This is a genomic window from Bradyrhizobium sp. USDA 3364 (genome assembly GCF_054056355.1).
Genome location: NZ_JBSRYG010000002.1, coordinates 7,773,149 through 7,798,277, shown reverse-complemented (window position 1 = coordinate 7,798,277; position 25,129 = coordinate 7,773,149). Strand labels below are relative to the sequence as shown.

The window sequence follows — 25,129 nt, the reverse complement described above, 5'->3', positions numbered from 1 at the left end:
GTGCACTCCGCTGGGGCCTTTTTCCTTAAGACGCGCGAGAATAGCGGAAACACAAAACGGCCCCAACTGGAGGCCACCAACCCGCTTGGCGTCGGGCTTTCCTCTAGCAGTCCGGGGGGCACATAGTGGCTGGCTGGGGGCCCGAATCAGACGCACTGTTCCTGATCACGCCAGGCCTGAAAGTCCGCCTCGGTTCGTGTTGACAGCACCCATGTGCTTTCAAACGCTGCTAGGCCATTCTCGAAAAGTGTCAGCTGAGCCGCTGACGGACTGTCCAGGATCGCAGCCCGGATAGAACCCGCATTTCTAACCCGCCGATCGACGTGCTCCGGCACGCCAGTGCGCATCCCAATCGAGCCGACACAGACGTCGTCATAGTAGATATTCCATCCCTCGTGGGCTGCGTCCCGGTTGCGGCGGCGGGTAACGGTTCAGTCCGGTGCGAGTTCCTATCTTGGTGTCGGATTCCACGAAGCGCCATCGCCCGTTCAGGAACTGGAGGCGAGAACCTCGGTTGGTCAGATTGCACCGATGTATCAAGGAGACAGCATGATGGATGTCCGCAAGGGGATGCCGCCCGTCAAGCTGCCGCGTGAAGAGTTCGAGCGTCGCTACAGGAGCCAATTCGTCGATCCCGCTTTCGCGCAGTTCCAGCACCAGCTCGATGCCATCGTGGGCGCAGCCTGGGATGCGTATAGCCACTCGCGCAAATCGCCGTTGACACGGAAGGCTGGCGTGGGCTTCGCCGATCCCGATTACGATCTCGCTGTGGACTGGCTCGCCGCGCGCGCGGCCGTCACCGAAGCGCAGCGGCGCCACGACGATGCCGGGGCGGTGCCGCGAATCCTGATCGTCAACGGCTCGGCCCGCAGCGAGCACACGTGTCCCGGCGAGATGTCCAAGAGCTGGCGCATGGTCAAGCTTGCCGAACCTATTTTCGTCGAGATGGGACTTGCCGTGGACATTCTCGATCTGTCCCGGCTCGCGTCGGAGTTCGGCAAGAACATCCATCCCTGCAAGTCCTGCGTCGCCACTGCCATGCCGCTGTGCCACTGGCCCTGCAGCTGCTATCCGAACTACTCGCTCGGCCAGACGGATGACTGGATGAACGAGATCTATCCACTCTGGGTCGCAGCCCATGGCATCCTGATGGTGACGCCAGTGAACTGGTATCACGTGCCTGGCGGGCTCAAGGCGATGATGGATCGCCTGGTCTGCGCCGACGGCGGCAATCCGGATCCGACCTCGACTCACGGCAAGAAAGCCGCTGAAGCCAAGGTCCTCGAACTGAAGGGCTGGTCGTATCCGCGCCATCTCGCCGGCCGGCATTTCGGCCTGATCGTTCACGGCGACAGCGTCGGCGCCGAGGGCGTGCGCCGAACCCTATCCGATTGGTTGACCGACATGCACTTGATCTCGGCGGGCCGCTACGGCGAGCTGGACGGGTATGTCGGCTACATGGAGCAATATGCCCTGTCGCATCGCGAGCTGGATGAAGACAGCAAATTTCAGCAGGAGGTGCTGAACACTGCGCGCGCGTTAGGCCGTGCCGTGAAACTGGCCCGACATGGGCGGCTTGAGGATCCCGGGGCGGGGATATCTGATCCGGTTCCGAAATGAGGGCTTCCGGACCGATTGATTTGCGTCAGCCGCGGATTGTTCCGACGATGCGAAGATTCGGATAAACATGGCGACGGAAGGATCATCGAAGACAATCGTCTATGCCGCGCTTGCCGGCAACGTTCTCGTCGCGGCTACCAAGATCGGAGCCGCAGCCTGGACGGGAAGCTCGGCGATGATGAGCGAGGCCGTGCATTCCGTGGTCGATAGCACCAATGAGGTGCTGCTGCTCTATGGTTACCATCGCGCGAGCCGTCCGCCCGATGAATCCCACCCGCTCGGCTATGGGCGCGAGCTATATTTCTGGAGCTTCATCGTCGCGCTGCTGATTTTCGCGCTCGGCGCCGGCGTCTCGCTTTATCAGGGTGTCTTCCACGTCACCGCGCCCGAGCCGATCGAGGACCCCATTGTCAGCTTCGTCGTGCTCGGACTGTCGTTCCTTTTCGAAGCCGCCTCGTGGCTTCTTGCTCTGCGCCGCTTCCGGTCGGAGCATGCGCAGTTCGGCTGGTACGAGGCCTTCGTCCGCAGCAAGGACCCTCCTGCCTTCATGGTGCTGCTGGAAGACAGCGCCGCGCTGATCGGCATCGTGATTGCGGCTGCCACGACTGCGGCGGCGGTGCTGCTGGCACAGCCGGTTTGGGACGGCGTCGGCTCGATCCTGATCGGGATTTTGCTCGGGATCGCGTCCATCGGGCTCGCCAGGGAGAGCAAGAGCTTACTGATCGGTGAGCCAGCCCATTCCGAGCTGTCGCGTTCCATCCTCGACATCGCGCGACAGTCACCCGGCGTGCTTCGGGCCAACGGGCTCCTGACCATGCAATTGTCGCCGGCCGAGGTTGTCGCGGCGCTGAGCGTCGAGTTCGCGGACGACAAGCGTGCCAACGATATCGAGCATTGCGTCGTCTCGATCGAAAATGAGATCCGCAGACAGCATCCGAGCGTCGCGGCTTTGTTCATCAAGCCCCAGACCAGCGCGAGGTATCATGCCGTTCGGGCGAGGCGTCGGACGGCGAGGGCCTAAAGCTTCGTCTCGGAGAAACGGACGCGGAAGCTCCAGCCGACGCCCGTCTCCTCGTCAGCGAGGAGAGGGGCTTTCAGTGCTACTTGCTTTCGGGCTTCCAGGTCGTGCTCGCCCGATCGTATTTGAAACCTGGCGCAGCCTTTAGGCTGTCCTTGGTCTCGTCGAGCGTGAGCCACCATTTGTCGTCCTTCTTTTGGGATTTGACCGCCGTGTACGGCACGATCACATCCTTCTCACCGGCGCCGAGAAAGCCGCCGACGCCGACGACCAGGCCGGTCACCTTGCCGGACTTGTCGACAAGCACGTCGTCGATCGTCCCGATCTTGGATTCCTTCGGGTCATAGACGTTCTGCTTGTAATAGTTGCTTATAGTCCAGCTCTCCGTCGGAGCGGAGGGCATAGTGTTGGCCGCATGCACGGCGGAGGCAAACGCCGCAGCCATAATGCAGCCGATAGCAAACTTCATCATGAGAAGACTCCTCATCTTTAGTGCAGATGCCGATCAAGTAGATGCGACCGCCCACGATGGCGGTTGCCGGCATGGCCAGAGAATGATCACTGGTATGTAACTCAGTTGGAGCTGCAGACCTTCACACTCTTCATGCCGGTCTCGGCCTCGGAGTGCGTCTTGTAGACAGTCCCCGACGGACTCACGACAGTGGTCGTTGCGTCAACCGGCTTCTTGTCGACGATCGTGCATTTCTTCGTCTTCACGTCCTGCACGACATAGAATTCGTCCGCCGCAAGTGTCGGCGTGATGAAAGCGGCAAGCAACGATGCCGCGATAATCGCTTTAACGTTCATGTACTCCTCCAATAGCCGTACCAATCGGCGGAGGTGGAACGGAAAAAAATGGCAAAGGTTCCTAGATATGAACCGGCAGGCGACGCAGACCCTGCAAAAGGCGGCGCGCCCGGGCGCTGCGAGGCCTGAACGCGCAGCGGCATAAGTTCGTGTCAGTTGCGCGATCTAACGGTCACCAGGCAACAGCGAGCGTCAGCCCGAACGTCATCGCGACGTTGCCGAGCCGAGCAGCGGCTGTTCTATTCGACCTTCGGAGCATTCGGGAAAAAGCGGAAACTTTCGCCGACGGGCTGAGTTGCCACCGCATGATGTTTTCCTCATCGGAGCTTGAGGATGGTCGAAAAGTCCCCATTACGAGAGGCAGTAGATACGGCGTGGTCTGTCTACTTGGCAACCCACGACGGAGTTGATTCTGCGGACGACCGCCGATGCCTGCTCGAACGTCATCTTCAAGGGAAAAGGGAAGGCGATGCCGAGGAGCTCGCATGTCTTGGCTTAGCTTATCTCGAGCGACTCCCCGACGACCAGTGCTGAGGCGAGTTGAAGATCTGGTCCGGCGCGTAGCGGTCAGTAGTGCAGGGCCGAACCAGACATTGCTCGCCATTTCGTATCTTATGTCCGCGGCGATCGTGCTTGTCCTGCGATCAATTTTGCGGAGCTAAGGATCGCCCCCATGCGCATCGTCCAACTGGCTCCTTTGGGCAGAGAGCGGCCCTCCAAAGCTTTATTGTGACACCGAGCGGGTGGTCGCGTGGTTGAGGCCTGGCTCACAAGGTCTGCCATAGTCGCCGAGGCGTCGCGGGTATAACGGCGGTGCTGTCTTGCCCTTGGGCTCTTACGATTGCGACGTTGATTACGCCAATGCCAATCGCGGTGTCAGTTTTTGCCTAGCCGGGTCATCCTCGCGGCGTGAGGCTGAGCCTAACGCCCTCCCGCGAACTGGTTTCAGGGTGCACCTTGCAGCTCGGCTCGCCTCTCCACGATGGCATGCCTCAACAATTCGAGCACAAGGCCAAAGGACACGAGTTCAGCCTCCTCGATCGTGCCATCATCGTAGCATTCGAGGGTTTCACTGATGATGGCATCAGCCTCTTGCTGCAGAGCCAGCAGTTCCTGATTTGATTCCGCGGCCCGCGCGCTCGAGACCATCGTCAGGATTCTATTGCGATCGCCGGCATTTTCCTTCCTTTCGTCCCGATTCAAATAGCGCCGCAACCAAGCGCCGGCCGAACCTATGCCTGAGAGAAGCAGGAGCGCGAACCAGAAGTAATCGCCATACCTGTCGAGGAAGGTGCGTTCGTTGCCGTCGATGACGGCCGCCGCTCCCCGATGTACCGGCAGCTCAGCATCTTTCTCGGTGTCCGGCTTGGTGATGTGTGCAGCACCAGGCACTTGCCTTGCAATCGCTTGACGAACAGTGAATAGTTGCCGGAAAAAGGCCGCCACGATCGCTTCAGATAAAGTCTTTCGCGCCACGATCAGGTGGCTGACGCTGACCGTCTCAACTTTGTCATCCGGCCAGGCCGGATCTGCATTGAAGACGCTGGGCGGAATTTCCTCGGATTCATAACGCGGGTGCTTCAAGGCGATGGCCTCGGAAGCGTCGATCGGGAGAAACTTCGGCTCGCCTCGCGCCCGGGCCGTTGCGGCGATGGCATCGGACGTGATTTTGCTGTCGAGCGGACCGACCGCCATGAACGCATCGACGGTCGGCTCGCGTGCCAGCTCCTCGATGCGGTCCGTGCCAAAGTGCGAAATCGCGACTTTGTCTGCCTCAACGCCCGATGCCCTCAGGACGACCCGCAGCAATGCGGCGTTCGCCGAAGTCCGGCCGATCACACCGACGCGGTGCCCTGCGAGGTCGGCGATCTCCTTGACTTTCGGTGGGTGCCTTCTCTTGGGACTCTGGCCCGCAGGTCCGGAAGGCGACCAGAGCACAACGAAGTTCTTGCGCACCGTAGCAACGGTCTGCGCGTCGGCCGGCATCTCCAGGTCTCCTCGGCCGACCGCAAGGTCGACCTTGCCAGCACCAAGCAGAGCGAGGGCTTCGACTGCTCCGTCAGCTGCGATCGGAGACAACCTGACAGTTCTGCTTTCGCTGGCGAAAGCATCGGCCATCGCCTGAATTACTTTGTGATCGTTGCTTCCCGGCGGTCCGACCGCAATCCGGAGAACTTCCGGCCGCAACGCATAGTACAATGCACCCGCAGCGGCGCCAAAAACAAGAAATCCAAGGGCCAAGACCAGCAGCAGCGAGTTGCTCCTTCTCCGCCATCGGCGAGCCGCGTCACTGATTTTATTTGTATCGCCTGACGAGGACATTCCCGCTGCCAGTCGGAGATCCAAGACGCTTCCTGCTTCCCAGCTACTGTGCTTATGCGAGAATAACGTCGTGGCGGACGCCTTGGTTCATGTTCATCTGGCGGCGCGAAAATGCGACTGGCTGGCCTATCCATCTTCGTCTTGAAGCCGCGGCCGGCGGCGAAGATCGTGAGGCTTTCGGATGGGTTTGGCGGCGACTTGCCCCGGGGGGCCACGGGAGGCACTCCTCTGCTAGAATGAGCGCAGTGGCTTGTGCCGTAGACCTATTGAAGAAGTCGGCGAACGGATTCGAAGACGCAGACGATGTCGAAAGACCTCGGGATTGCCGAGGAAGCGGCTAATGAAGCAATTAGGCGCTCGACGGAATGGAACCAACAGGTTTGTCGGGCGTCGAATCTCTGCCTCCGGCCACACCCCAAAGCCCCAACCGGAGGAAAACCTACCACTAGGTTGGCGGTCCTGACGCGCATTTTTGGCGCTCGGACCGTTTGTGCCCGAACGGAGGGAGCAAATGCGCGATCACACATCCGAATCGAGGACAACAACTGCGGCGGAACGCGAAGCTCGCAAGGTTTTCAGAGATGCGGACGCCAAGAAAGCCTTGCCGGATCACGAACGGGAACAACGGGCATTCCACGCAAACCGCGAGCGCCTGAAGGCGGAGCGACTAGCTCGCGAAGCTGCGTCGAACCGCGAAGCCGCACGGAAGCCCAGCACTTGAGAGAGTTCGCATTCGCAAGGCCGGGCGGCTTAACGGGTCGACCGGATTAATGCTCAATGTCTTTCCGCTGAATATTTACTCGCCGGCACGTTTCGTTGGATGCAGAAGAGTACGACCCGCAGCGCAAGACCAAGACGGCAATGAAGCATGCCGTTGCCACCGGCGGCCCGGAGCGCCAACGATGGCTTCGCATCGCTCAGGCATGGAGCGGCCTGCCGGGACGCGCCAGTCGCGCGCGGCGCCGGCGTTGAAGCCGCTTAGTCGGCATCGAGCGGACATTTCCGGACAGATGTCGCCGATCGAATCCAACACAAGTGATCGCCATTGGTTTTCCTCCTCGGGTAGCTGACGATTAAGGAGGCGGTATGCGACCGAGGAGGTTGATGGGCAGCGAATCCAGCCGTCGGAAGGCATCATAGATGAACCGATGCCGCCGTGACGCGTTGGAAGGTATCTACTTTAGTTCCTAGGCGATGCGTACCGTAACCAGAAGTCGAAGCAGCCGCTTTCCGATCACCGTCAGGCCGACCGGGACAGACATCGCGGTCGCAGACCTCATTGCCCGCAATACCAAACCAGTTCCTGAAATGATCGCCCGGGGCCTGACCTGGGGCGGCGACGAAAAAGTGCTTCTGTTTCTGGTCGCGGTCGGATGGCTCGTCTCTCGCCGTGGCAGCGCAGCCCAGCGTCGGGCGGGAGATCATGCGCTGCTCGTCACGGTCGCTGCTTCCCTTTTACCGTACCTCATGAAGTCGCTGTTCGACCAAAGGCGCCCCGATCGAGTCATGGTGCTCAGCCACCTGCGCGGAGTTCCGTTGTCCGGCAAGCGCGACAACGCCTTTCCGTCCGGCCACGCGCTGCACATGGGCGCGCTGGCGTCGGGGGCAGGCAGCTTGCCTACCCGATCACGGAGAGCGATCCGAGCATTCGCGATCGGACTTTCGCTGACGCGCCTAGTCGTCTTGGTCCATTGGGCGAGCGACGTCCTCGCAGGATTCGCGTTGGGAGCAATTCTAGAGCGGTTCATGCGCCTATGGACCGGCTATCCGGCCGAAGCTTCGAACGAGGACAAGCATGCCAATTCCTGAAGACCTGAAGGGATACGTGGAGCGCGCCACCGGCCTGAGACTCTGGGATCCATGAGGTGCTCGGGATCGCGCGCGGAAGAGGGCGCTTCCGCTTTGGCGGCAACAAGGGTCCGGATTTTCACTATGAAGGCCGGCGTCGCTGTCCTGCCGGCCGGCACGGGCCACCGATGCCTGTCGGCAGATGATGACTTCTTCGTCGCCGGCGCATACCCGTCGGCCGGAGTGTACAATGAATGCAGAACCGTCGAAGATCACCCGCGGGCTCTGAAGACCATTCCGAACGTGCCGCGACCGCGCAAGAATGATCCGGTCTGCGGGACGGGGGGCTCTGGAGAAACTCTGGAAGCAACCAAGATGACCGAATACGTGGTGCGATTCCTCGTCGGCGGCGCCGTTGTATCGGCCTTTGCGATGCTTGGAGACGTGCTGCGACCGAAGAGCTTCGCCGGGCTGTTCGGGGCCGCGCCATCCGTCGCGCTTGCGACCCTCGGAATCGCGATCTATCAGCATGGCGCCGCCCATGCCGGCTCGCAAAGTCTCTCGATGATGGCGGGCGCGATTGCGCTGGCGGTCTACAGCGTCGTGGTCTGCCACCTTCTCGTCCGCGCGCGCATGCGGGCGCTGCCCGCCACAGCTCTGTCGCTCGTTGTCTGGTTGTCCGCGGCCTTCGGCCTGTGGGGCCTCGCCGGAGCACAGACGTGACGACGCCGATCCGCTTATCGACCTCCTCGCTGAAGCAGGGCCGTTGGTACGAATATCTGATCCGCTTCGTGCTCGGCGGCGCCGCGACGGTGTTCACCGGTTTCATCAGCAGCCGCTACGGTGCCCCTATGGGCGGCCTCTTTCTCGCGCTTCCCGCCATCTTTTGCGCCAGCGCCACGCTAATTGAGAAGCACGAAGTCCGCCACAAGCGGGAGGCAGGCTTTGACGGCGAGCGGCGCGGGCAGGGTGCGGCTGCGCTCGATGCGGCGGGCGCCACCCTCGGTGCGCTCGGCATGCTGACGTTTGCGGCCGCATTCTGGATGGCGGTCGAAAGGAGCGTGGCTGGCGCGTTCATCGGAGCGTCGCTGGCGTGGCTGCTGGTCTCGGTTGCGGCCTGGTTCGTCCGGCGCAGGGTGCGCTTCGCGCGTCGAGCAGGACGAACCGCCGCCCCCGCGGTTCCGCGGAGCCGCTAGGACGGTTCGGGTGACCGCCTCAAGCCGATGCCTTGGCATTGACGCCCTTGCGCAGCGCCACCGTGTTCAGCTTAGTGTTTGCGGCTTTCTCCTCGTTCAGGTTGGTCGTGAGAAAGCGCACGATCTCCTCGTGGTCCAGCTGCTCGGCCCATGCGATCAGCGTCCCGTACCGGCATATTTCATAGTGCTCCACGGCCTGCGCGGCCGCAACAAGCGCGGCATCCAGCACGGCCTTGTCTTCGATCTCGGCGGCGGTCTCGTCCGCCTCTTCGATGATACCGTCGATTGCCGGGCACTTCGCGCCGCTTGGCTGCTTGCCGAGTTTGGCGAAAACCTTGTCGAGCCGCTCGACCTGGTTTTTGGTCTCTTCGAGATGGTTCTTCAGGCCCGTTGCGAGATCCCGGTTGGTGGCCTTGTCGATCATTTTGGGCAACGATTTGAGGATCTGCTGCTCCGCGTAGTAGATGTCCTCCAGACCGTGGATCAGCAGGTCCTCCATCGATTTGATGTCTTTGGTGAAGATACCCATTATCATCCTCTCCTTTCGCAAATGATGGCATTGGAACGCCGCCTGCCGGCCGCCGTTCCTCTCTATTCCTCCGATAGGGAACGCCGAAATGACGCATGACCACTTCGCCGAGTTGCTTGGAAAGGCCGCGATGGACGTGTGGGGCAGTATGCCGCGCGACATCCAGGAGGCCATTTTCGAGCTGGCCATGAAGGGGCGTGAGACGGAGCGCGAGAACCTTGCGCGCCTGCTGCACGATCGTCACCCGCGCACATTGCACCCGGCGAAGCCCGGCTGAGGAACTGAGGATTTGGCGGCGCGTGTTAATGCGGGCCGGCACGAGTGACTTGTTCGAGGTTCAGGATGACAGACGAAACGATCGGCCCCACCGGAATCGCTGGCCACGGAGCCTCGCACCTGCCGTTGGTGGAGATCGACAGCTTCAACATTGAGCTAAAGGATGAGGAGGGATTTATTGGGGACCGCGCCAGCCAGGGCGCCTTCCGGGCGATCCTGGACAAGTGGCGGAAGCCGCTGCGCAAGACGGGTGAGGACCCGTTCGGGAAGGAGCCTTCCGAGAGCATCAGCAAGAAGGTGCTCGACGCCATACTGGTCGGCGACGACACCGAAGTGTCCGCAGTCGTGCATAGCGTTGTTGAAGATTTCGCCCACGAGCTCGCGCACGTGACCCGACGGTTCCTGAAATCGAAGGCGTGGGAGAAGACCGAACGAATCGTCCTGGGTGGTGGCTTCCGCGACAGCCGACTCGGTGAGCTCGCGATCGCCCGCACCGACATCATCCTCAAGTCGGAGGACTTCAAAATCGAAATGAATCCGATTCGCCATCATCCGGATGAGGCGGGGCTGATCGGCGCGTTGCACCTTGCTCCGTCCTGGATATTCGATGGCCACGACTCGATTCTGGCCGTCGACATCGGCGGAAAGAACATCCGCTGCGGTGTCGTGGAAACGCGCCGAAAAAAGTCCTCGGACTTCTCCAAGGCCGCTGTTTGGAAGTCCGAGTTCTGGCGTCATGCCGACGACGACCCGAGCCGCGACGGGGCAGTCAAACGCCTGACCAAGATGCTCAAGGACCTGGTTACCGAGGCGGACAAAGAAGGGCTCAAACTTGCGCCGTTCATCGGCATCGGCTGTCCCGGCGTCATCAAGAGCGACGGCTCGATCGAGAAAGGTGCGCAGAATTTGCCCGGCAACTGGGAGAGCAGCAAGTTCAACCTGCCTGCCAGCCTGGTTGAGGCAATCCCGCAAATCCGCGATCACGATACCACCATCGTCATGCACAATGACGGCGTCGTGCAGGGATTGTCCGAGGTGCCTTTCATGCAGTACGTGAAGCGCTGGGGCGTTCTGACGATCGGCACCGGTCTCGGCAATGCTCGCTTCACCAACCGCAACGGCAAAGTTGGGCGGTAAACCACCCCAGCTTCCATCAGTACGGCACGCAGCATCGGACCCATTGCCTTCGGCTGATCGCTTTCCGACCACGCATTGCCCAAGTCCTTGGGAAGCGCCAGCGCGATGATAGGAACATCGCGAGTTTGCTGTCGTTTCTTCACTAGGAGGAGCCGTCGTGGGCAATCTGACCAAGAAGGAGCAACCCGACCGTTCGCATATCAATATCGATCGAGCCATTGAAGTTAAATACTGGACGCACGCCCTCGGCGTGTCTGAGGAAGAGCTTCGACAGGCCGTTGATAAGGTCGGCAATTCGGCGGCCGTCGTACGTAAGGAGCTCGGAATCGAGTGGAGGGATGATGATGGATCGCGAGACTGAGGAGCTGGCAAGTAAAGCCGCGCAATGCGCGAGAGAGGCACGCCATCAAGCCGCGCTTTTACCGGATGGTCCAGTTCGCGATGCACTCCTGGAAAAAGCTAAGCAGTACGAAGCGCAGATTCCCGCCGACACTACGTACACGACTGTTGCTCCTCACTGATGTGAAAGCGATCAGCGACCTGCAGCAGGTTAGGAACACGGACGCGGTAACAAGGGTTGTCCTTTTCCATGAAATGTGAAGAGGAAACGAAAATGGGACGAGGAGTCTTGCTTTGGCTTTTGGGCGTGCCGATTCCTGTGATCATCCTGCTGTGGTTGTTCTTCGGCCATTAATTCGACGAGCCGTGATTTGGCGTTCTTTGCGGCGCCCCGAAGGCGTGTTCGTGAACCTTTGAGCGCCGCGAGACTAGGCATTGCTCGCAGCGTGCAACGTGGTCTTGAAGGGATACTGGCTCTGTCGCGGAGCCAAGGCGCTCCATGCGCCTCACACCGATAGGCGCTTGATCGCCCTGACAGCCGCGCCGGGCCCGCGCCACCCTAAAAACTCAAGCTCCTTGTTTTCGAGCGCGTCTGTGGCGCGGAAGAACTGCTCGAGCTCTTCCACGGCGCGGGACGGCAGGTGCCTTACATCCTTGAGATTGGTCTCGAATGGTGAACGATCCGGCGCGGCAAAGATGCGATCGTTCCTTTCCTTTCTGCCTTTGCGGATTTGAAGGATTTCGAGAATTCCGATCGGCCGACATGGCAGCACGACGCCCGGGTATGTCTGGGAATCGTGAATGACGAGGACATCAAGTGGATCGCCATCGTCGGCTTTTGTCGAGGGAATGAAGCCCCAATCATAGGGATATGTGAGCCCGACCATCAAAGGTTTCGCAAGCGTGAACGCCTTCAGATCCGGGTCGAACTCCAATTTGCAGGTGCTTCCGCGGGGCGTCTCGATCACGGAGTAGATGTTCTTCTCGTCGGCCCACGTCGGGAGCTTCATGAGGTTCGTCATGGGTTTGCAAATGGCAACCTGATTCGTTTGTTCCTTGCTTTGCTTGACCTCCCAGCCCAGCCCGACCGGCTGCTGCCTCTGTGGCATCGAGAGCCTCACACCCCCCGGACGGGGTTTGCGATCGAATGCCGCTGAGTTCAAGGTCCTAGATGAACGGCTTTCCGCCGGTGACCGCGACCGTTGTCCCGGACGTATAACTCGAGCGCGGATCGGCGAGCATGACGTAGGCCGTCGCAAGCTCGGCCGGCTGGCCTGCTCGCTTCAGCGGAACCTGCTTGCCAAAATGCCTCACTGACTCGTCTGGTAATGTCGATGGGATCAGCGGAGTCCAGATCGGCCCCGGCGCGACGGCATTCACGCGAATGCCTTTCTCGGCCAGCATCTGCGCAAGTCCTCCGGTAAAATTCTGTATCGCGCCCTTGGTCGTGGCATAGGCCAGCAGAATCGGATTCGGCATGTCCGAATTGATCGACGCCGTGTTTATGATCGCGCTGCCGGGCCGCATATGCGGCACCGCCGCCTTTGCCAGATAGAACATCGCGTGGATATTGACGTCGAAGGTCAGCCGCCACTCCTCGTCGGAGATATCAGCAATATCCTTGAAACTGGCCTGGTGAGCGGCGTTGTTCACGAGGATGTCTAGTCCCCCGAAATCCTCGACCGCCCGTTCGATCACGGCGCGGCAATGCTCGGGGCTGCGAAGGTCTCCGGCGACGAGGAGGGCCCTGCGCCCTTCCGCCTGGACCAGCGCCTTCACCTCATGCGCGTCGTCGTGCTCATTGAGATAGGAGATAAGAACGTCGGCGCCTTCGCGGGCGTAGGCGATGGCCACGGCGCGGCCGATGCCGCTGTCGCCGCCGGTGATCACCGCTCGCTTGCCCGCCAACTTGCCGGAGCCCCGATAACTGGACTCGCCGTGGTCCGGATGCGGATTCATTCTGGCGGTGATGCCGGGCATCGACTGCTTCTGGTCGGGGTAGGGTGGCTTTGGATAGTCCGACATAGCTCTCTCCGCAAACTGATGGATTTCAATTGCCCAGTTAAGCGAGCGTTCCTGGAGGCCGGCCGAGGATAACGATAGCGAGACGAACATGCCGTGCGGGACCTTTCTCTCCTCGATGGACCGGCGTAGCGCGTCTCAGGAACCAAACGTCATCGCCGACCGGGATCGACAGTCGCCGCGGACGATGGCGAGTAAAGCCGGAACCCGGCCTTCGCGACCGTGTCCGGCGCTCTGGGATGAGTGCAGTCAAGGATTCGTGGTCCTGCAGGAACACCTCATGAACTCTGCCGTTTCTAGCGCAAGGAGGTATTCATGAGCACCAAGGAAGGCGCCACAAATAGCAACAAGCACTGTGACTGGTTGTCGGGAAACGAGCCAATGACCGATGCCCTGGCGTCTGACCTGCAAATCCTCTCAGAACAAGCACGCCTGCCTTTCACTCTCGGGAAGGATCTCACCAAGGTTGAGGCGTTTAAGCTAATTGGTGAATTACGTAGGAAGGCGGGCGTCGAAGATACAGCACACGAAACTTGGCAAAGGAGGCGGTAATGCCCCGTGGAGACAAATCCAGCTACACTGACAAGCAGAGGCGAAAGGCCGAACACATTGAGGAAGGCTACGAAGCCAGAGGCGTTGACGATAAGGAAGCCGAACGGCGGGCATGGGCAACGGTCAATAAAGAAACGCATGGTGGCAAGAAGAGCGGATCCGGCAGAGGTGCCAAGGAAGACCATTCGCCATCGCGTAAAGGTGGAAAACTCGGCGGGAAGGCATCAGCTAGTCGGCCGACAGCTGAACGTTCCAGGTCAGCCAAAAAGGCCGCGAGAACTCGCAAACGCCGCGCAGCGTGAACAGGCGAGCAGGGTTCTTTGCAACGCATGTAGCGATAGTTCGTGGACCGAGGTCCACTTCGGCCGCCGCACGATCAACAGCAGCACAACCTGCGTCAGTCGATCATCTCATTATCCGCGAGTTCGCGCTCGGCCTGAAAATTCAAGTCCTGGCCCTCAGGCCGGCCAGCATCCTCCCAACGCTGACGCGTGCGAGCGCGTTGCGCAGGTCCGCGTGGACGAGACATCAGTCACTGGAGCTTTTGCCTTGGCTCATCGGCAACATCGCATTTGGCGAAAGAGTTAAAGACAAGGCCGAAATTTTCTCCGTCTGGGCCGGAGCGCGATCTTTTTTTGCAGAAGCTCGGCCAAATCGATCGAGCGATGCAAATTGAGAAATGGCTGAACTGTCCCGGGCTGCAGCTTCCAGCATAGACCCGATCCGAATCGGGAGCCGGGGCCGCTCGCTATCCCAGTGAAACCCGAGGCTAGGCAAATTAGGAGCCAAAGCCGAAGTCGAACGTTCGAGGTACTGGACGATCGGCGAGAGTAACATGGAGACGATTGAAGCCTATCTGCGTCGGAAATCAAATGAGCTCAGTCTCCTCGATGGTTGCTTGGACAAGCCGCTCGCATTGGCTCCCCCGCGATCGATCGATCAAGTGATCGAACATAAATTCAGGCTAACGGCTGCTCTTCGAGCTCAACACGATCTGAAGGATTGGGCCACGACAGAAACTGCATGGTCACTTGGGAAGCAGGGCGGCGATGGCCCGTTCAAGTTCCGATATGATTATCAGCGCGCCGATCTCGACGTGACAGGGCCATCGTTCTACGGGGTCGAAGGGGTAGCCAGATGCGAAACCGTCTACACCTCTTCGGGCATGGCCTCCATTTCGGCGCTGCTCTTGGCCTCCTCTCATGTATTCGATCGGGCGGTTATCGTGGTCCTGCCTGGGACATACGGTGAAACTTTGGAGTTCATCAAGGCATACGCCCCCCACTTAGGGATCATCACGGCCGAGGGAGCATTGGATGAGTCCGTCTCTCGCTCGCGATTGCCCCGACTCCTGCTGCTCGATTCCTGCGCGACGGCGAAAAATTTCGAAGTCTGCATGCGATCGTGCTGGGCAGAGTTCGACCTTCTGATCTTCGACACCACTTGCTTTTCTGGCGGATCTGGCCGGATAAGGCGGGTCCTACGACGGGCACGAAAATCCGAGGTGCCAACGGCGATGATCCGAAGCCATACCAAGCTAGATTCGCTCGGGGCGGAATATGGACGGCTGGGGTCCACCGCGTTCATGCATCCAAAGAACGATCCATGGAGCCGCTCGCACCTTAGGAAGCTGCCGAACGAGATGCGGAATGCGGTCAGGCTCCTCGGAGGCGCCGCGTTACCGGCTCACTTCCCGCCCTTTGTTGGAAGCTCGGATTATCGGTCGCTGACCAGCAGGCGAGTGGCTGCCATCCTTCGCAATGGACGCCGCACTGCGCGGCTTTTTCGAGACGCACTCGGCGGGCTCACCGGCGAACTGAACTTCGCCCATGGACTTTATGTCACGCTGAAGTGCAGGCATCGGCTGGATGAAGAAGCGGCGAGGAAAGCGGCCTCAAAGATGAGCGCAGATCTCGGTCGAGCCGGCTTTCCGATCCGTCACGCCGGAAGCTTTGGCTTCGACTTCGCCGCGGCGGAATGGTTTCACGACGCAGCGACCGGCGACTTCAGCGTCCGCATATCGGTCCCAGATCTACCTACGGCGCTTTGGGACGAACAAACTTGCGCAATGGCTCGATGGTGGGCCGAGTACAACCGCTCTCGGTCCTGACAACGGAGTTGAGCTAGTCGCTCTTAGGAAGTCCGGGTCTAAGGGGACCGCCGGCGCGAAATCCGGGAGCTCATCGACATCGCGGTAGCAATTGGCTTCGATCCCTTGCAACCCGCTGAGCGCCCTCCGGTCCGAATAGCGGACCAATGTGCAGTGCTCCGGCAACCGGCGTCACGGCAAGAATCGCGAAAGCAATTGCCGAACTCCGCGGCAAATACAGCTGTCGCACCGCGACGCCGCCAAGCGATACGTATGGCGCTAAAGCCTTGCAGCGCGGAGCATCGCTTGCGAGCGGTGCTCCGCCGGTCAGGACGAGCGAAAGCCATTTAGCTGAGTAGACATGGAGCGCGCTGGACGCTCATCGCGATAGCCGCGGAGGGCGTCGCTTCGGTGGAGCCCGACTTTGTTGACCGAATGCTCTATCGCAGTTGGTCAAAGCGAACTGAACTCCTTGTTGTGACCGCATGAAGCGGCGATGCCGTCGGCTGAGTCTCATCTCCGCACGGCGTCCGCTCGTCCGCACAGGAATTTTACCTTCGCGGCCAGATTGTCAGAAGTCGAGCGGAGGAAGCTTGCATGGACGCGCTTTGCAGCTCAATCAGAGCCATGATGCGCTGTTGCAGCCTTATGCCCAACGGTTCAGCATCCAGATCGAGGTCGCGTCCACGGCCGACATCCTCTGGATGTGGAGCCTCAACGACTGAGGCGGATGCGTGCGATCGGTGGAACTTAGAATCCGCATAGTCCGAATGCATCATCGGGCAGCGCCGGTAACGCCGATTCAAGCTGCCGATTACTCTGGCGACGCTCGAGGTCACGCCCGGAGGCTTGCGCCCGAAAATCCGCGACCTTGGAGAGGGCCCTTAGAGAGGTGGCAAGCGCAGGTGCGGCTCCTTGGGCAACATGACTTTAATCGGATCCTTCGATGCAATCACGCCGCCTACTGAGACGACGGCCATCACGCCGGCCCTGAATGGTGGCCCCGGCGTTGTGTTTAGCAGCCGATTCTTCAATCCGGCCTGGAAGCGATCGATGAGCACACATGGTGTACGGAGGCCGGTAAGACGAATGACTGTGGTGGCACCGATCCGGAGTTCGGTGTCAAGCGGCAGGCTTTCGAGATCGAGCCCTGACGTCGTGATGTTCTCGCCGATATCGCCGGGGCTCACGTCGTAACCTTCGACCCGCAACGCGTCAAACAGTTCGCGCGGGATGAGGTGAACTTGGCGCAAATTTGGCGCTCTCGGATTCCGAAGGGCGAGATACCTGTGCCGGACGTATGGCCCATAGTGCGCATCGCCTTCGACCCCATGACCTGCCGTGAGGACAATGGACGGTCGAGGCGTCTTGCTGAATCGGTGTTTTGCGCCGATGGCGACGGCAACGACCGATCCGTCCAGAGCGGGCGCCCCTTGCGCTGGCTGGAGGGTGCTCAATTTTGGGGTGGCTGTCCGTTCGAGGCCGAAACACCGCCATCGACAGCAACGTTCGCGCCAGTCATGAAGCTCGCGTCGTCGCTCGCGAGGAACGCGATCACGGACGCAATCTCCTCGGGCTCGCAGACCCGTCCGAGCGGGACACGCTCAGCGAACCTTGTCAGAATGGCCTTGTCCTCCATCATATCGGCTGTCATGCCCGTGCGCGTCAGGGTGGGGCATACAGCATTTACCCGGACGCCGCGTTTTCCGAGATCGAGCGCCAGGGCGCGTGTCAGGTTGACCACTGCGCCCTTCGCAGCATTGTAGGGGCTCATCCAATCACCGCCGGTTCCCGAGACTGACGCGGTGTTCACGATCGACCCCTTGGTTTTCTCGAGATGGGGCAAGGCGGCGCGGCAGCCGAAGAACACGCCATCGACATCGGTGGCCATCACCTTGCGCCACTGGTCGTTCGTGATGTCTTTCGGCTCACCGCCCTCGTGAACGCCGGCGTTGTTCACCATTACATCCAACCTTCCGAAGTGCTTCACAACCGTCGCCACCATCTGGCTCACGGCCTCTGGGTCAGAAACGTCCGCCGCGTGAGCGAGCGTGCGATCGCCCTCGAGTTCTTTAGCCACTTCGGCGAGCGGTATCTCATCGCGATCGATCAGCGCAACCTTCGCCCCCTCAGACGCAAAGCGGCGCGTAGGAGGACAAGGCGAGGCCGGCTGGGCCCGGCTTCGAGTGCGCTAAGGACTAGGGCTGGCTCGAGTCCCACGAGAGTTCGCGAGGATGACTCGCCGGCAAATCCTAAATACGTGCGCCATGCGAGGAACCATCGAGGGGGACCAATCATCACACGCCCGAAGCAGCCAAATACTTGTGAGGCGCAACGCGTCAAGCTTGCCACCGAGCTGCAACGGGCGCAAGTAGCGCCGCCTTGAGGGCACAGGCTCCATCGGTACAGTTGCCGCGCATAACTTGGTCTACATGGGCAAGGTCGGGACGGGCCGGAATCGAACGACATCCAGCAAAATCAGCAAAGCACTAGACAGCGTAGTTAGTCCAAAGAGCAAATTGAGTAAGCCGCTCAGGAGATCGAAAGCAACGTGGGTTGATCCTGTTTTACAGCGGAGATCGAATACCGCGGACATAACGTCCGAGGGCTTGCTGCGCGCGAGCTCGTTCAAGGGAGTTTCAAGAAAGTAACACACGTTGTAGAAAGTATCGTGGTCCGACATTACGTTTGATCCATCACCGTGCGGCCAAAGGTAACTACCGGTGATGAGAACGCCATCACGGCGCTCCCGCCATACACAAGCAGGGAGCACGCCATGAAGAAACGGCGTCGGTTCAAACAAACAGAAACGCTTCAGGCGCGGCTCAGGAAGTTCGCGGCCGATAGCCGTGAACAAGCCAGTCAGATGCCGCCAAGTGCTGAGCGAGACCAACTCGTGAAGAAGGCCCGGCAGGCTGACACGGCAGCCCACCTGGATGAGTGGATGAGTTCACCGGGACTACAGTCGCCGAAATAGGGCTTGGAAGAATCTCCTCCCTCCGGGTCCTCAGGGCCTCCGTATCCGGCGGAGGCCCTTTGCTTTAGGAACGGCGCCCTTTAAGCCGCGTTCTAAACTCATGAGTGAAGTACATATCCTCGTGGAAGAGTCTGTGCAGATCGCTTGGGATTTCCTCGAACGCTCTGGCGAGATCATCAACGGCTACGAGACCAGCCAATTTCTGGTGAGTATTGTTGGCCGAATGGCTCTCGCTGGGGAACGACGCAAGCTGATGTTGGCGAACCGCGCCATCGACTTCTATCGGGCGACCAGGCGAGAGGCCGCATGAGCAAACGCATTGACGAGGCCGTTGCCGCTCCCGCCTACGAGCTATGGGAGAAAGCGGGAAAACCGGAAGCACGAGACCAAGAGTTTTGGCACTTGGCCGAGCAGGAGCTATTGAACGAGGATAAGTCCTCGCCGCTGCGGACCCCCGACACGCTGTGATCAACCCCAACTGCTCCGTTTGCCATGGTCTCGGCTGGGTGTGCGAAAACCATCCGCACCTGGCCTGGACTGCCGACCCCGGCGGATGTAGATGCGGCGCCGGCATGCCTTGCGCTTGCAATCGGTCGGACGAGATTGACGCGGGCATCGAGGCGCCTGATGTTGGCCACCTGGTGGACAGTGAGGCACCGAACAGGCATTAGCGGCTTGCGCCGGGGACGCCATCCGCTCCTCCATCAAACCATTCAACAGCTTGAATCCCCATCACTCAGCGGCTTTATCCGGTCAGCTGATTTTGTGCACGTCTCCAGGCTGAAGATTGAGTTCTTCGAACATTTTCTGCTGCTCTGACGTCACGCTGATATCCAGAACTTCGGCAGTCCAACCTTCCGGAACGGAAGCGAGTATTAACGTAATCGCTTGACGCGGCTTGGCGCGCGCAATCCAGATTTGCGTCGCCCTTGTGTCGTCTGCAGACACTTCGACGACCGTGAACTTGTTGCCGAACGACTCTGCCATGCCGTCCAATTCGGAGGCCCGACGCTGGTTGCTATCGTCTTCAAGATAAATGTACTTAGCCGAGATAGGCTCCTCGCGCAGAAATCCTTAACGATTCGAAAGCCTTGATGTTTGGGCAAATGTCCAGAGCGCCTTCGTCGGATAAACCCTAATTGATGCCTCACCGTCCTTCGCAGATGCGCGCCGCACGGACTTGCCCGAAGTTCGGCGCAGACCTGAGTGTCAACTGAGTTAAACCGACGCTGTCAGACATCGCGGCCTGTATGTTTGGTGCTATGATTAGGGCACCAACGGCAGTGCCGCATCTTTTGGGGATTCTTTTGGCGTCTAAAAACAAGTCGGGACTTCAACCCCAGCCTCTTGTCAGCGAGCGGCCTCTGGAACGCGCCGAGCGCTTGGCCAATCTGCTGGCCTCCATAGTTGAAACCAGCGACGACGCGATTATAAGCAAGAATCTAGATGGCATCATTACAAGCTGGAATAAGGCAGCCGAGCGCATCTTCGGATATGCGGCAACCGAGGCGATTGGGCAGCCCATTACACTCCTGATCCCGGAGGACCGGCTCAGCGAAGAACGGGAGATTTTAACCCGCATCCGACGAGGTGAGCGCATCGACCATTTTGAGACTGTCCGGCGCCGTCGGGATGGCAGCTCAATTGTCGTTTCGCTGACTGTTTCTCCTGTCAAAGATGCCCACGGCAAAATAGTCGGCGCATCAAAGATCGCTAGAGATATCACCCAGCAGAAGCGCAATCAGGAGCACATTAGCATTTTGGCGCGCGAGGCGGAGCACCGAAGCAAGAACATCCTCTCAAACGTACAAGCAATCATCAATCTTTCTCAATCCGATACCGCCGAGGGTCTGAAGGAAGTAATCAGCGGGCGCATCCAAGCGATGGCAAATGTTCATTCGCTGTTTGTTGAGACGCGGTGGATAGGAGCCGAAGTCTCGGCGATCGCCAAGCAAGAGTTTGCTCCTTATCTCGAAGAGAGCGACGAGAAGCGGATTGTGATGGACGGTTTGCAAACCATGTTAGAGCCCGCCGCTGCGCAAGCGATCGCGGTGGTTCTGCATGAACTCGCTACCAATGCCACAAAATATGGAGCGCTATCTATCGCGAGTGGACGGATAGAATTGGCCTGGTCGCAGACCGAGGATAGACGGTTGACGCTCCGCTGGACCGAATTGGGCGGACCGGGAATAAATGCGCCGCGGCGCAAGGGATTTGGTAGCCGCCTCATCGAAGGAACGATCAGCCCGCTAGGCGGGAAGGTGCTCTTCGAGTGGCGCGCGGAGGGGCTCGTTTGCGAAATCGTCCTTCCGACATGAAATCCAATCGAACTGGGTTTCCTGCTCTCACCTGGCGCTGCGGCAACTCATGGCTTAAGCCGATTTGCGGCCTGGCAAAGCCACACACCTGATGCGAAAGCAGATGGCGAGCGATACACTTCGGCGGCTTAGGTTGTCATCCGTGAGGAGAGCGCTGTCGCTTAGGTGCTAGGCCGCGCGCCTCAGGTGTTTGCGCGAGGTGCACGCGCGGTCGTTGAAGGGCCGCCCAAAGTTGCACTCGATGGCGACCGGTGTTGCGGAGCCCGTCGACTCATGACCCATCGCCAGTGCATGCGCTCACCAATCGAATCGTACCAAATATCGCTGCTTCAGCCTGTTTGTGATGGCTGTTGCAGCTTCGTGGATGCGGTCGTTGTCGGCGCCATCACGAACGACCGCCACGAGGGTCCAGTCCGTGTCGGTCGGTTCAATTTCGATATGGCAGACGTATTCTCCGCCGGGCAGGCCGCGGATTTCTCGCAGCGCGATGAGCTCAAGGTCTTTGGGGCATATCATCGTTATGGGCACCGGAGTGCTCCTGGCCTTCCAGCGCAGAATCAACGCGCACCGCGCGGTGCCGTTCCTAGGCTGACGGCCGAGCGCGAAATGGGGTCGTCCGATGCCCCCAAAACAGTAGCACGCCATTCTGAAGGTCGCGATCAGGCGTGCGGGATCGTCGTCTTAGATGCGCTCGGCGACAGCAAGATGCGATGACTGAACGTCTCGCAGGTCTGGAGCAGGGCAACCGAGGATGCGACGCTGGCTCACGGCTACAATGAAAGTCGTGCCTACCGCTCGAGAGATCGCCCAGGCCGAGATCGTCGCCGATTGGCCGGCGTGGCTCGGGCATAGCACGATGGCCGGAGTGGGCGCCGCGGTTGGCGGCGTCGGCTGGATGAAGGACGATGGCTGCGGCGCGGCAATCAGGATGGAAGTGGAGCGTCAATCAGGATGAGAGAGCTTCGCCGGGCTCGTGACGCAGGGAGGGCGTAGCCCGACCTGAGTTACGAGCCCGGCGACGGCGCGATCCACAGGGGACCGCGCCGTCTGGTGATCGCGGCCGGCTGGTTATGCAAGTGGTTCTTCCGCCAAGAGGAATCACTCGCGTGCCCGGCCGACACATCAATGATCACCAGATGAGGCTCTACATGAAGTACCGTCAGACCGATAGCCCGCCAGGGGCCGCTGCCAAGGCGTCGTTCAGTCCGTCAACCGCGTATCGGATCGAGAAGGATCCCCGCCTGCCATCGCAGAAGAAGGGTGAGCGCGGCCGTCGCCGGCCGGACCCGTTGGCCGATGTGTTTGAGACAGAGGTGGTGCCAATGCTCAAGGCCGCCCCCGGCGTGCGGCCGGTTGCGATCTTCGAGGAGATGTTGCGGCGCCATCCTGAGCTCGGAGCTGGAATCCGCCGCACGCTGGAGCGCCGGATCCGCGCCTGGCGGGCGATCCACGGCGAGGAGCAGGAGGTCATCTTCCGCCAGACCCACGAACCGGGCCAGGTCGGCCTGTCCGACTTCACCGACATGGGCGAGCTTGGGGTCACCATCGCTGGCGTGCCGCTCGATCATCGCCTCTATCACTTCCGGTTGGCCTATTGCGGGTTTGAGCACGCCCATGTCGTGCTTGGTGGCGAGAGCTTCGTCGCTTTGGCCGAAGGGCTGCAGAATGCCCTGTGGTCGCTCGGTGGGGCACCGCGGGAGCATCGGACCGACAGCCTGTCGGCCGCCTTCTGCAATCTCGATCGCAATGCGAGGGACGATCTGACCCGGCGGTACGAGGACCTCTGCGCCCATTACGGCATGCGGCCTTCCCGCAACAATCGCGGCATCGCCCACGAGAACGGGGCGATCGAGAGCTCGCATGGCCATCTCAAGCGGACGATCGCCGATGCGCTGCTGTTGCGCGGCACTGCCGACTTCGATGATCTCGCCGCCTACCGCGGCTTCATCGACGAGATCGTCAGCCGCCGCAATGCCCGCAACGCCAAGCGGATCGACCACGAGCGCGCCACCCTGCAGGCGTTGCCAGATCGCCGCACCTCGGACTACGAGGAGGTGATTGTCCGCGTGACGTCAAGCGGCGGCTTCACCTTGCGCAAGGTGTTCTACACCGTGCCGTCACGCCTGATCGGCCACCAGCTGCGGGTGCGCCTTTACGATGATCGTCTCGACGTGTTCGTCGGCGGCACTCATCTCGTCACCCTGCCGCGTGGGCGGCCGCATCCCAACGGCAAGCACGACCAGGTCGTCGATTATCGGCACGTGATCCATTCCTTGCGGCGCAAGCCGATGGCGCTGCTCAATCTGGTCTACCGTGATCGGCTGTTCCCGCGCGAGGCCTATCGTCGAACCTTCGACTCCTTGCGCGAACGGCTGCCGGACAAGAAAGCCTGCCGGCTCATGGTCGATCTGCTCGCGCTGGCGCATGAGCGCGGTTGCGAGGCCGACCTCGCCGGTCAGCTCGCGGCTGACCTTAACGCTGGCCAACTGCCCGACCTCGGACGGCTGCGCGCCCACTTCGCGCCCGATCCTGCCTGCGTGCCGCAGGTCATGGTGCAGCTTGCCCCGCTCGCCAGCTATGAGTGCCTCATCGGCGCCGGCCAGATCGGAGACGCCGCATGAACACGGCCAACACAGTCGACACTGGGCGCCTCAATCTGTTGCTCAACGAGCTGCGGCTACCCGCCATCAAGGTGCTATGGCCACAGTTCGCCGAACAGTCCGACAAGGAAGGTTGGCCGGCGGCCCGCTTCCTCGCCACCATCGCCGAGCATGAGATCGCCGAACGCGGCCGCCGTCGCGTCGAGCGCCATCTCGTCGAGGCGCGGCTGCCCGCCGGAAAGACCTTCGACAACTTCGACTTCGAGGCCGTGCCGATGATCTCCAAGGCGCAGGTGACTGCGCTCGCCGCCGGCGACAGCTGGTTGGGCAAAGGTGCCAATCTGCTCCTGTTCGGCCCGCCCGGCGGCGGAAAGAGCCACTTGGCGGCAGCCATCGGTCTCGCCCTGATCGAGAACGGATGGCGCGTCCTCTTCACCCGCACCACCGATCTCGTCCAGAAGCTCCAGGTGGCGCGGCGCGAGCTCAACCTCGAGGCCGCCATCAATCGTCTCGATCGCTTCGATCTCATGATCCTTGACGACCTCGCATACGTCACCAAGGATCAGGCCGAGACCAGCGTGCTGTTCGAGCTCATCAGCGCACGCTACGAGCGGCGTTCAATGCTGATCACTGCCAATCAGCCATTTGGCGAATGGAACAGGGTCTTCCCGGACCCCGCCATGACCCTCGCCGCCATCGATCGCCTCGTCCACCATGCCACCATCGTCGAGATGAACGTCGAGAGCTATCGCAGGCGCACCGCGCTCGAACGAAAGCGCGGTCCAGGACGGCCGCCTTCGCACGCGACACCCAAAACTGTCGCTGATTGACGCTCCGCGACAATCAGAGTTCAACAAAACTCTTGCGCGCGACAATCATCGCGGCAATCATCACCACGCCGCGACACCGACTCGCCATCCTGATCGTCGCGCGCTTCCCACCCAGATTGTCGCGCTATAGATGGCAGCATAAGGCGGCTCACTTCGAGGGACGCCGATGATCGATCTTGCCGACTACACCAAGCCTGTTCGCGATCTTCTGCGGAAGCGCGAGTATGCCGCGGTCTATGTGGCGACCTCGGCGGTCGGGATCTCCCTACGGAGATGAGCCGGGTCGGGCAGACGCGAACGCTGCATCCCCGCTTAGGATCGAGCACGCTTTGAAGAATCGGACCTCTTTTCCGGAATGCATGCACTTCGGACAGGTCTTCTCTTTCGGAGCGTTGTCTAAGCCAGCCGGATGTTCTCCGAGTTTAATGAGGCATGTCCTCCCGCTGGAGATCTGGCTGTTGACCTGCGGGCGCGATCCGGCTGCAACAAACTGGTACAGAACGTGATACGCTTAAGCGCCAAAACTCACCTGCGTTATTTTCGGAACATATATTTCCGGGTTTCATCGCCAAACGGGCAGGTGATTTTCATTTCCTAGTTTTTCAGCCCTAGCACGGTCCCGCTGGCTACGATGCTCCAGCGGTTGCCGTTGAATCTGGAGGCTCCAGCCACAGTCCCCTCGCTGGAGCCTTTTCTTTGCGGAACGAGG

Annotated in this window: 31 protein-coding genes and 1 pseudogene; 21 read left to right on the top strand and 11 right to left on the bottom strand. The window is 60.5% G+C overall.

Going from position 1 to position 25,129, the window contains the following annotated elements:
• Positions 1-549: 549 nt before the first annotated feature.
• Positions 550-1,620 carry a flavodoxin family protein gene (locus ACVILL_RS36870; protein WP_456733512.1) on the top strand — a complete coding sequence of 357 codons (1,071 nt, stop codon included), beginning with the start codon at positions 550-552 and terminating at the stop codon, positions 1,618-1,620.
• 67 nt (positions 1,621-1,687) lie between these two features.
• Positions 1,688-2,641, top strand: coding sequence for a cation diffusion facilitator family transporter (locus ACVILL_RS36865; protein ID WP_456733511.1), 954 nt, complete (start codon positions 1,688-1,690; stop codon positions 2,639-2,641).
• A gap of 79 nt (positions 2,642-2,720) precedes the next feature.
• Here the strand turns inward: ACVILL_RS36865 and ACVILL_RS36860 are convergent, their stop codons facing one another.
• The 3 genes from ACVILL_RS36860 to ACVILL_RS36850 form a co-directional block, all read right to left on the bottom strand.
• A complete protein-coding gene (locus tag ACVILL_RS36860) occupies positions 2,721-3,110 on the bottom strand; it encodes a PRC-barrel domain-containing protein (protein WP_456733510.1) in 390 nt (129 codons plus the stop codon).
• A 101-nt stretch (positions 3,111-3,211) separates the two neighbouring features.
• Complete coding sequence (locus ACVILL_RS36855; RefSeq protein ID WP_456733509.1) at positions 3,212-3,445, bottom strand: hypothetical protein; 234 nt, start codon at positions 3,443-3,445, stop codon at positions 3,212-3,214.
• Positions 3,446-4,390: 945 nt separating this feature from the next.
• Positions 4,391-5,767 (bottom strand): TAXI family TRAP transporter solute-binding subunit, encoded by a 1,377-nt coding sequence (locus ACVILL_RS36850; protein ID WP_456733508.1) that lies wholly within the window; start codon positions 5,765-5,767, stop codon positions 4,391-4,393.
• A gap of 511 nt (positions 5,768-6,278) precedes the next feature.
• On the opposite strand from ACVILL_RS36850, the gene ACVILL_RS36845 reads away from it, so the two are divergent.
• The 4 genes from ACVILL_RS36845 (at position 6,279) to ACVILL_RS36830 (ending at position 8,751) form a co-directional block, all read left to right on the top strand.
• Positions 6,279-6,488, top strand: coding sequence for a hypothetical protein (locus ACVILL_RS36845; RefSeq protein ID WP_456733507.1), 210 nt, complete (start codon positions 6,279-6,281; stop codon positions 6,486-6,488).
• Between the two features lie 473 nt (positions 6,489-6,961).
• Positions 6,962-7,576, top strand: a complete 615-nt coding sequence (locus ACVILL_RS36840; RefSeq protein ID WP_456733506.1) for a phosphatase PAP2 family protein — start codon at positions 6,962-6,964, stop codon at positions 7,574-7,576.
• 354 nt (positions 7,577-7,930) lie between these two features.
• Positions 7,931-8,278, top strand: a complete 348-nt coding sequence (locus tag ACVILL_RS36835; RefSeq protein ID WP_456734446.1) for a DUF3147 family protein — start codon at positions 7,931-7,933, stop codon at positions 8,276-8,278.
• Positions 8,275-8,751, top strand: a complete 477-nt coding sequence (locus ACVILL_RS36830; RefSeq protein WP_456733505.1) for a DUF3147 family protein — start codon at positions 8,275-8,277, stop codon at positions 8,749-8,751. The genes ACVILL_RS36835 and ACVILL_RS36830 overlap by 4 nt, the downstream gene beginning before the upstream one ends.
• A 19-nt stretch (positions 8,752-8,770) precedes the next feature.
• On the opposite strand, the gene ACVILL_RS36825 is transcribed toward ACVILL_RS36830, so the two are convergent.
• Complete coding sequence (locus ACVILL_RS36825; protein WP_456733504.1) at positions 8,771-9,280, bottom strand: YciE/YciF ferroxidase family protein; 510 nt, start codon at positions 9,278-9,280, stop codon at positions 8,771-8,773.
• 88 nt (positions 9,281-9,368) lie between these two features.
• Between ACVILL_RS36825 and ACVILL_RS36820 the strand changes: the two genes are divergently transcribed.
• The 3 genes from ACVILL_RS36820 (at position 9,369) to ACVILL_RS36810 (ending at position 11,054) form a co-directional block, all read left to right on the top strand.
• Positions 9,369-9,557, top strand: coding sequence for a hypothetical protein (locus ACVILL_RS36820; RefSeq protein ID WP_429021847.1), 189 nt, complete (start codon positions 9,369-9,371; stop codon positions 9,555-9,557).
• A gap of 65 nt (positions 9,558-9,622) precedes the next feature.
• A complete protein-coding gene (locus ACVILL_RS36815) occupies positions 9,623-10,693 on the top strand; it encodes an ROK family protein (protein WP_456733503.1) in 1,071 nt (356 codons plus the stop codon).
• A 157-nt stretch (positions 10,694-10,850) separates the two neighbouring features.
• A complete protein-coding gene (locus ACVILL_RS36810; protein ID WP_456733502.1) occupies positions 10,851-11,054 on the top strand; it encodes a DUF3606 domain-containing protein in 204 nt (67 codons plus the stop codon).
• Between the two features lie 484 nt (positions 11,055-11,538).
• Here ACVILL_RS36810 and ACVILL_RS36805 read toward each other — a convergent pair whose 3' ends face one another.
• Both ACVILL_RS36805 and ACVILL_RS36800 read right to left on the bottom strand, forming a co-directional pair.
• Positions 11,539-12,141 (bottom strand): inorganic diphosphatase, encoded by a 603-nt coding sequence (locus ACVILL_RS36805; RefSeq protein ID WP_456733501.1) that lies wholly within the window; start codon positions 12,139-12,141, stop codon positions 11,539-11,541.
• A 58-nt stretch (positions 12,142-12,199) separates the two neighbouring features.
• Positions 12,200-13,057: an SDR family oxidoreductase gene (locus ACVILL_RS36800; protein ID WP_456733500.1), complete on the bottom strand. Its 858-nt coding sequence runs from the start codon at positions 13,055-13,057 to the stop codon at positions 12,200-12,202.
• Positions 13,058-13,369: 312 nt separating this feature from the next.
• Between ACVILL_RS36800 and ACVILL_RS36795 the strand changes: the two genes are divergently transcribed.
• Positions 13,370-13,606: a DUF3072 domain-containing protein gene (locus ACVILL_RS36795; RefSeq protein ID WP_456733499.1), complete on the top strand. Its 237-nt coding sequence runs from the start codon at positions 13,370-13,372 to the stop codon at positions 13,604-13,606.
• Positions 13,606-13,908, top strand: coding sequence for a plasmid stabilization protein (locus ACVILL_RS36790; protein WP_456733498.1), 303 nt, complete (start codon positions 13,606-13,608; stop codon positions 13,906-13,908). The genes ACVILL_RS36795 and ACVILL_RS36790 overlap by 1 nt, the downstream gene beginning before the upstream one ends.
• A 226-nt stretch (positions 13,909-14,134) precedes the next feature.
• Here ACVILL_RS36790 and ACVILL_RS36785 read toward each other — a convergent pair whose 3' ends face one another.
• A complete protein-coding gene (locus tag ACVILL_RS36785) occupies positions 14,135-14,320 on the bottom strand; it encodes a hypothetical protein (RefSeq protein ID WP_456733497.1) in 186 nt (61 codons plus the stop codon).
• A gap of 121 nt (positions 14,321-14,441) precedes the next feature.
• Here ACVILL_RS36785 and ACVILL_RS36780 point away from each other — a divergent pair, with 121 nt between their 5' ends.
• Positions 14,442-15,716: a hypothetical protein gene (locus ACVILL_RS36780; RefSeq protein WP_456733496.1), complete on the top strand. Its 1,275-nt coding sequence runs from the start codon at positions 14,442-14,444 to the stop codon at positions 15,714-15,716.
• Positions 15,717-16,288: 572 nt separating this feature from the next.
• Complete coding sequence (locus tag ACVILL_RS36775) at positions 16,289-16,420, top strand: hypothetical protein (RefSeq protein ID WP_456733495.1); 132 nt, start codon at positions 16,289-16,291, stop codon at positions 16,418-16,420.
• Between the two features lie 159 nt (positions 16,421-16,579).
• Here ACVILL_RS36775 and ACVILL_RS36770 read toward each other — a convergent pair whose 3' ends face one another.
• Positions 16,580-16,948 carry an MOSC domain-containing protein gene (locus ACVILL_RS36770; protein ID WP_456733494.1) on the bottom strand — a complete coding sequence of 123 codons (369 nt, stop codon included), beginning with the start codon at positions 16,946-16,948 and terminating at the stop codon, positions 16,580-16,582.
• 200 nt (positions 16,949-17,148) lie between these two features.
• A pseudogene (locus ACVILL_RS36765) lies at positions 17,149-17,829 on the bottom strand (SDR family NAD(P)-dependent oxidoreductase); the annotation flags it as partial.
• Positions 17,830-18,094: 265 nt separating this feature from the next.
• Here ACVILL_RS36765 and ACVILL_RS36760 point away from each other — a divergent pair.
• From ACVILL_RS36760 to ACVILL_RS36745, 4 genes are all read left to right on the top strand, one after another.
• Positions 18,095-18,346, top strand: a complete 252-nt coding sequence (locus tag ACVILL_RS36760) for an ATP dependent DNA ligase (protein WP_456734445.1) — start codon at positions 18,095-18,097, stop codon at positions 18,344-18,346.
• A 125-nt stretch (positions 18,347-18,471) separates the two neighbouring features.
• Complete coding sequence (locus ACVILL_RS36755) at positions 18,472-18,672, top strand: hypothetical protein (RefSeq protein WP_456733493.1); 201 nt, start codon at positions 18,472-18,474, stop codon at positions 18,670-18,672.
• A 100-nt stretch (positions 18,673-18,772) separates the two neighbouring features.
• Entirely contained in the window at positions 18,773-18,982 is a 210-nt protein-coding gene (locus ACVILL_RS36750; RefSeq protein ID WP_050420887.1) for a hypothetical protein, read from the top strand.
• Positions 18,979-19,140 carry a DUF2934 domain-containing protein gene (locus tag ACVILL_RS36745; RefSeq protein WP_456733492.1) on the top strand — a complete coding sequence of 54 codons (162 nt, stop codon included), beginning with the start codon at positions 18,979-18,981 and terminating at the stop codon, positions 19,138-19,140. Before ACVILL_RS36750 ends, ACVILL_RS36745 begins: the two co-directional genes overlap by 4 nt.
• A 285-nt stretch (positions 19,141-19,425) precedes the next feature.
• Here the strand turns inward: ACVILL_RS36745 and ACVILL_RS36740 are convergent, their stop codons facing one another.
• Complete coding sequence (locus ACVILL_RS36740) at positions 19,426-19,659, bottom strand: hypothetical protein (RefSeq protein ID WP_456733491.1); 234 nt, start codon at positions 19,657-19,659, stop codon at positions 19,426-19,428.
• Between the two features lie 395 nt (positions 19,660-20,054).
• Here ACVILL_RS36740 and ACVILL_RS36735 point away from each other — a divergent pair, with 395 nt between their 5' ends.
• On the top strand, positions 20,055-20,990 hold the full coding sequence (locus tag ACVILL_RS36735; RefSeq protein ID WP_456733490.1) for a PAS domain S-box protein: 936 nt from the start codon (positions 20,055-20,057) through the stop codon (positions 20,988-20,990).
• Positions 20,991-21,287: 297 nt separating this feature from the next.
• On the opposite strand, the gene ACVILL_RS36730 is transcribed toward ACVILL_RS36735, so the two are convergent.
• The gene (locus tag ACVILL_RS36730) at positions 21,288-21,518 is read right to left on the bottom strand and encodes a hypothetical protein (RefSeq protein ID WP_456733489.1); all 231 of its coding nucleotides are present in this window, start codon (positions 21,516-21,518) and stop codon (positions 21,288-21,290) included.
• A 223-nt stretch (positions 21,519-21,741) separates the two neighbouring features.
• Here ACVILL_RS36730 and ACVILL_RS36725 point away from each other — a divergent pair, with 223 nt between their 5' ends.
• From ACVILL_RS36725 to istB, 3 genes are all read left to right on the top strand, one after another.
• Positions 21,742-21,945, top strand: a complete 204-nt coding sequence (locus ACVILL_RS36725; RefSeq protein ID WP_456733488.1) for a hypothetical protein — start codon at positions 21,742-21,744, stop codon at positions 21,943-21,945.
• Positions 21,946-22,096: 151 nt separating this feature from the next.
• On the top strand, positions 22,097-23,611 hold the full coding sequence (gene istA / locus ACVILL_RS36720) for an IS21 family transposase (protein WP_456727940.1): 1,515 nt from the start codon (positions 22,097-22,099) through the stop codon (positions 23,609-23,611).
• The gene (gene istB / locus ACVILL_RS36715; RefSeq protein WP_456727939.1) at positions 23,608-24,420 is read left to right on the top strand and encodes an IS21-like element helper ATPase IstB; all 813 of its coding nucleotides are present in this window, start codon (positions 23,608-23,610) and stop codon (positions 24,418-24,420) included. Before istA ends, istB begins: the two co-directional genes overlap by 4 nt.
• Positions 24,421-25,129 lie beyond the last annotated feature (709 nt).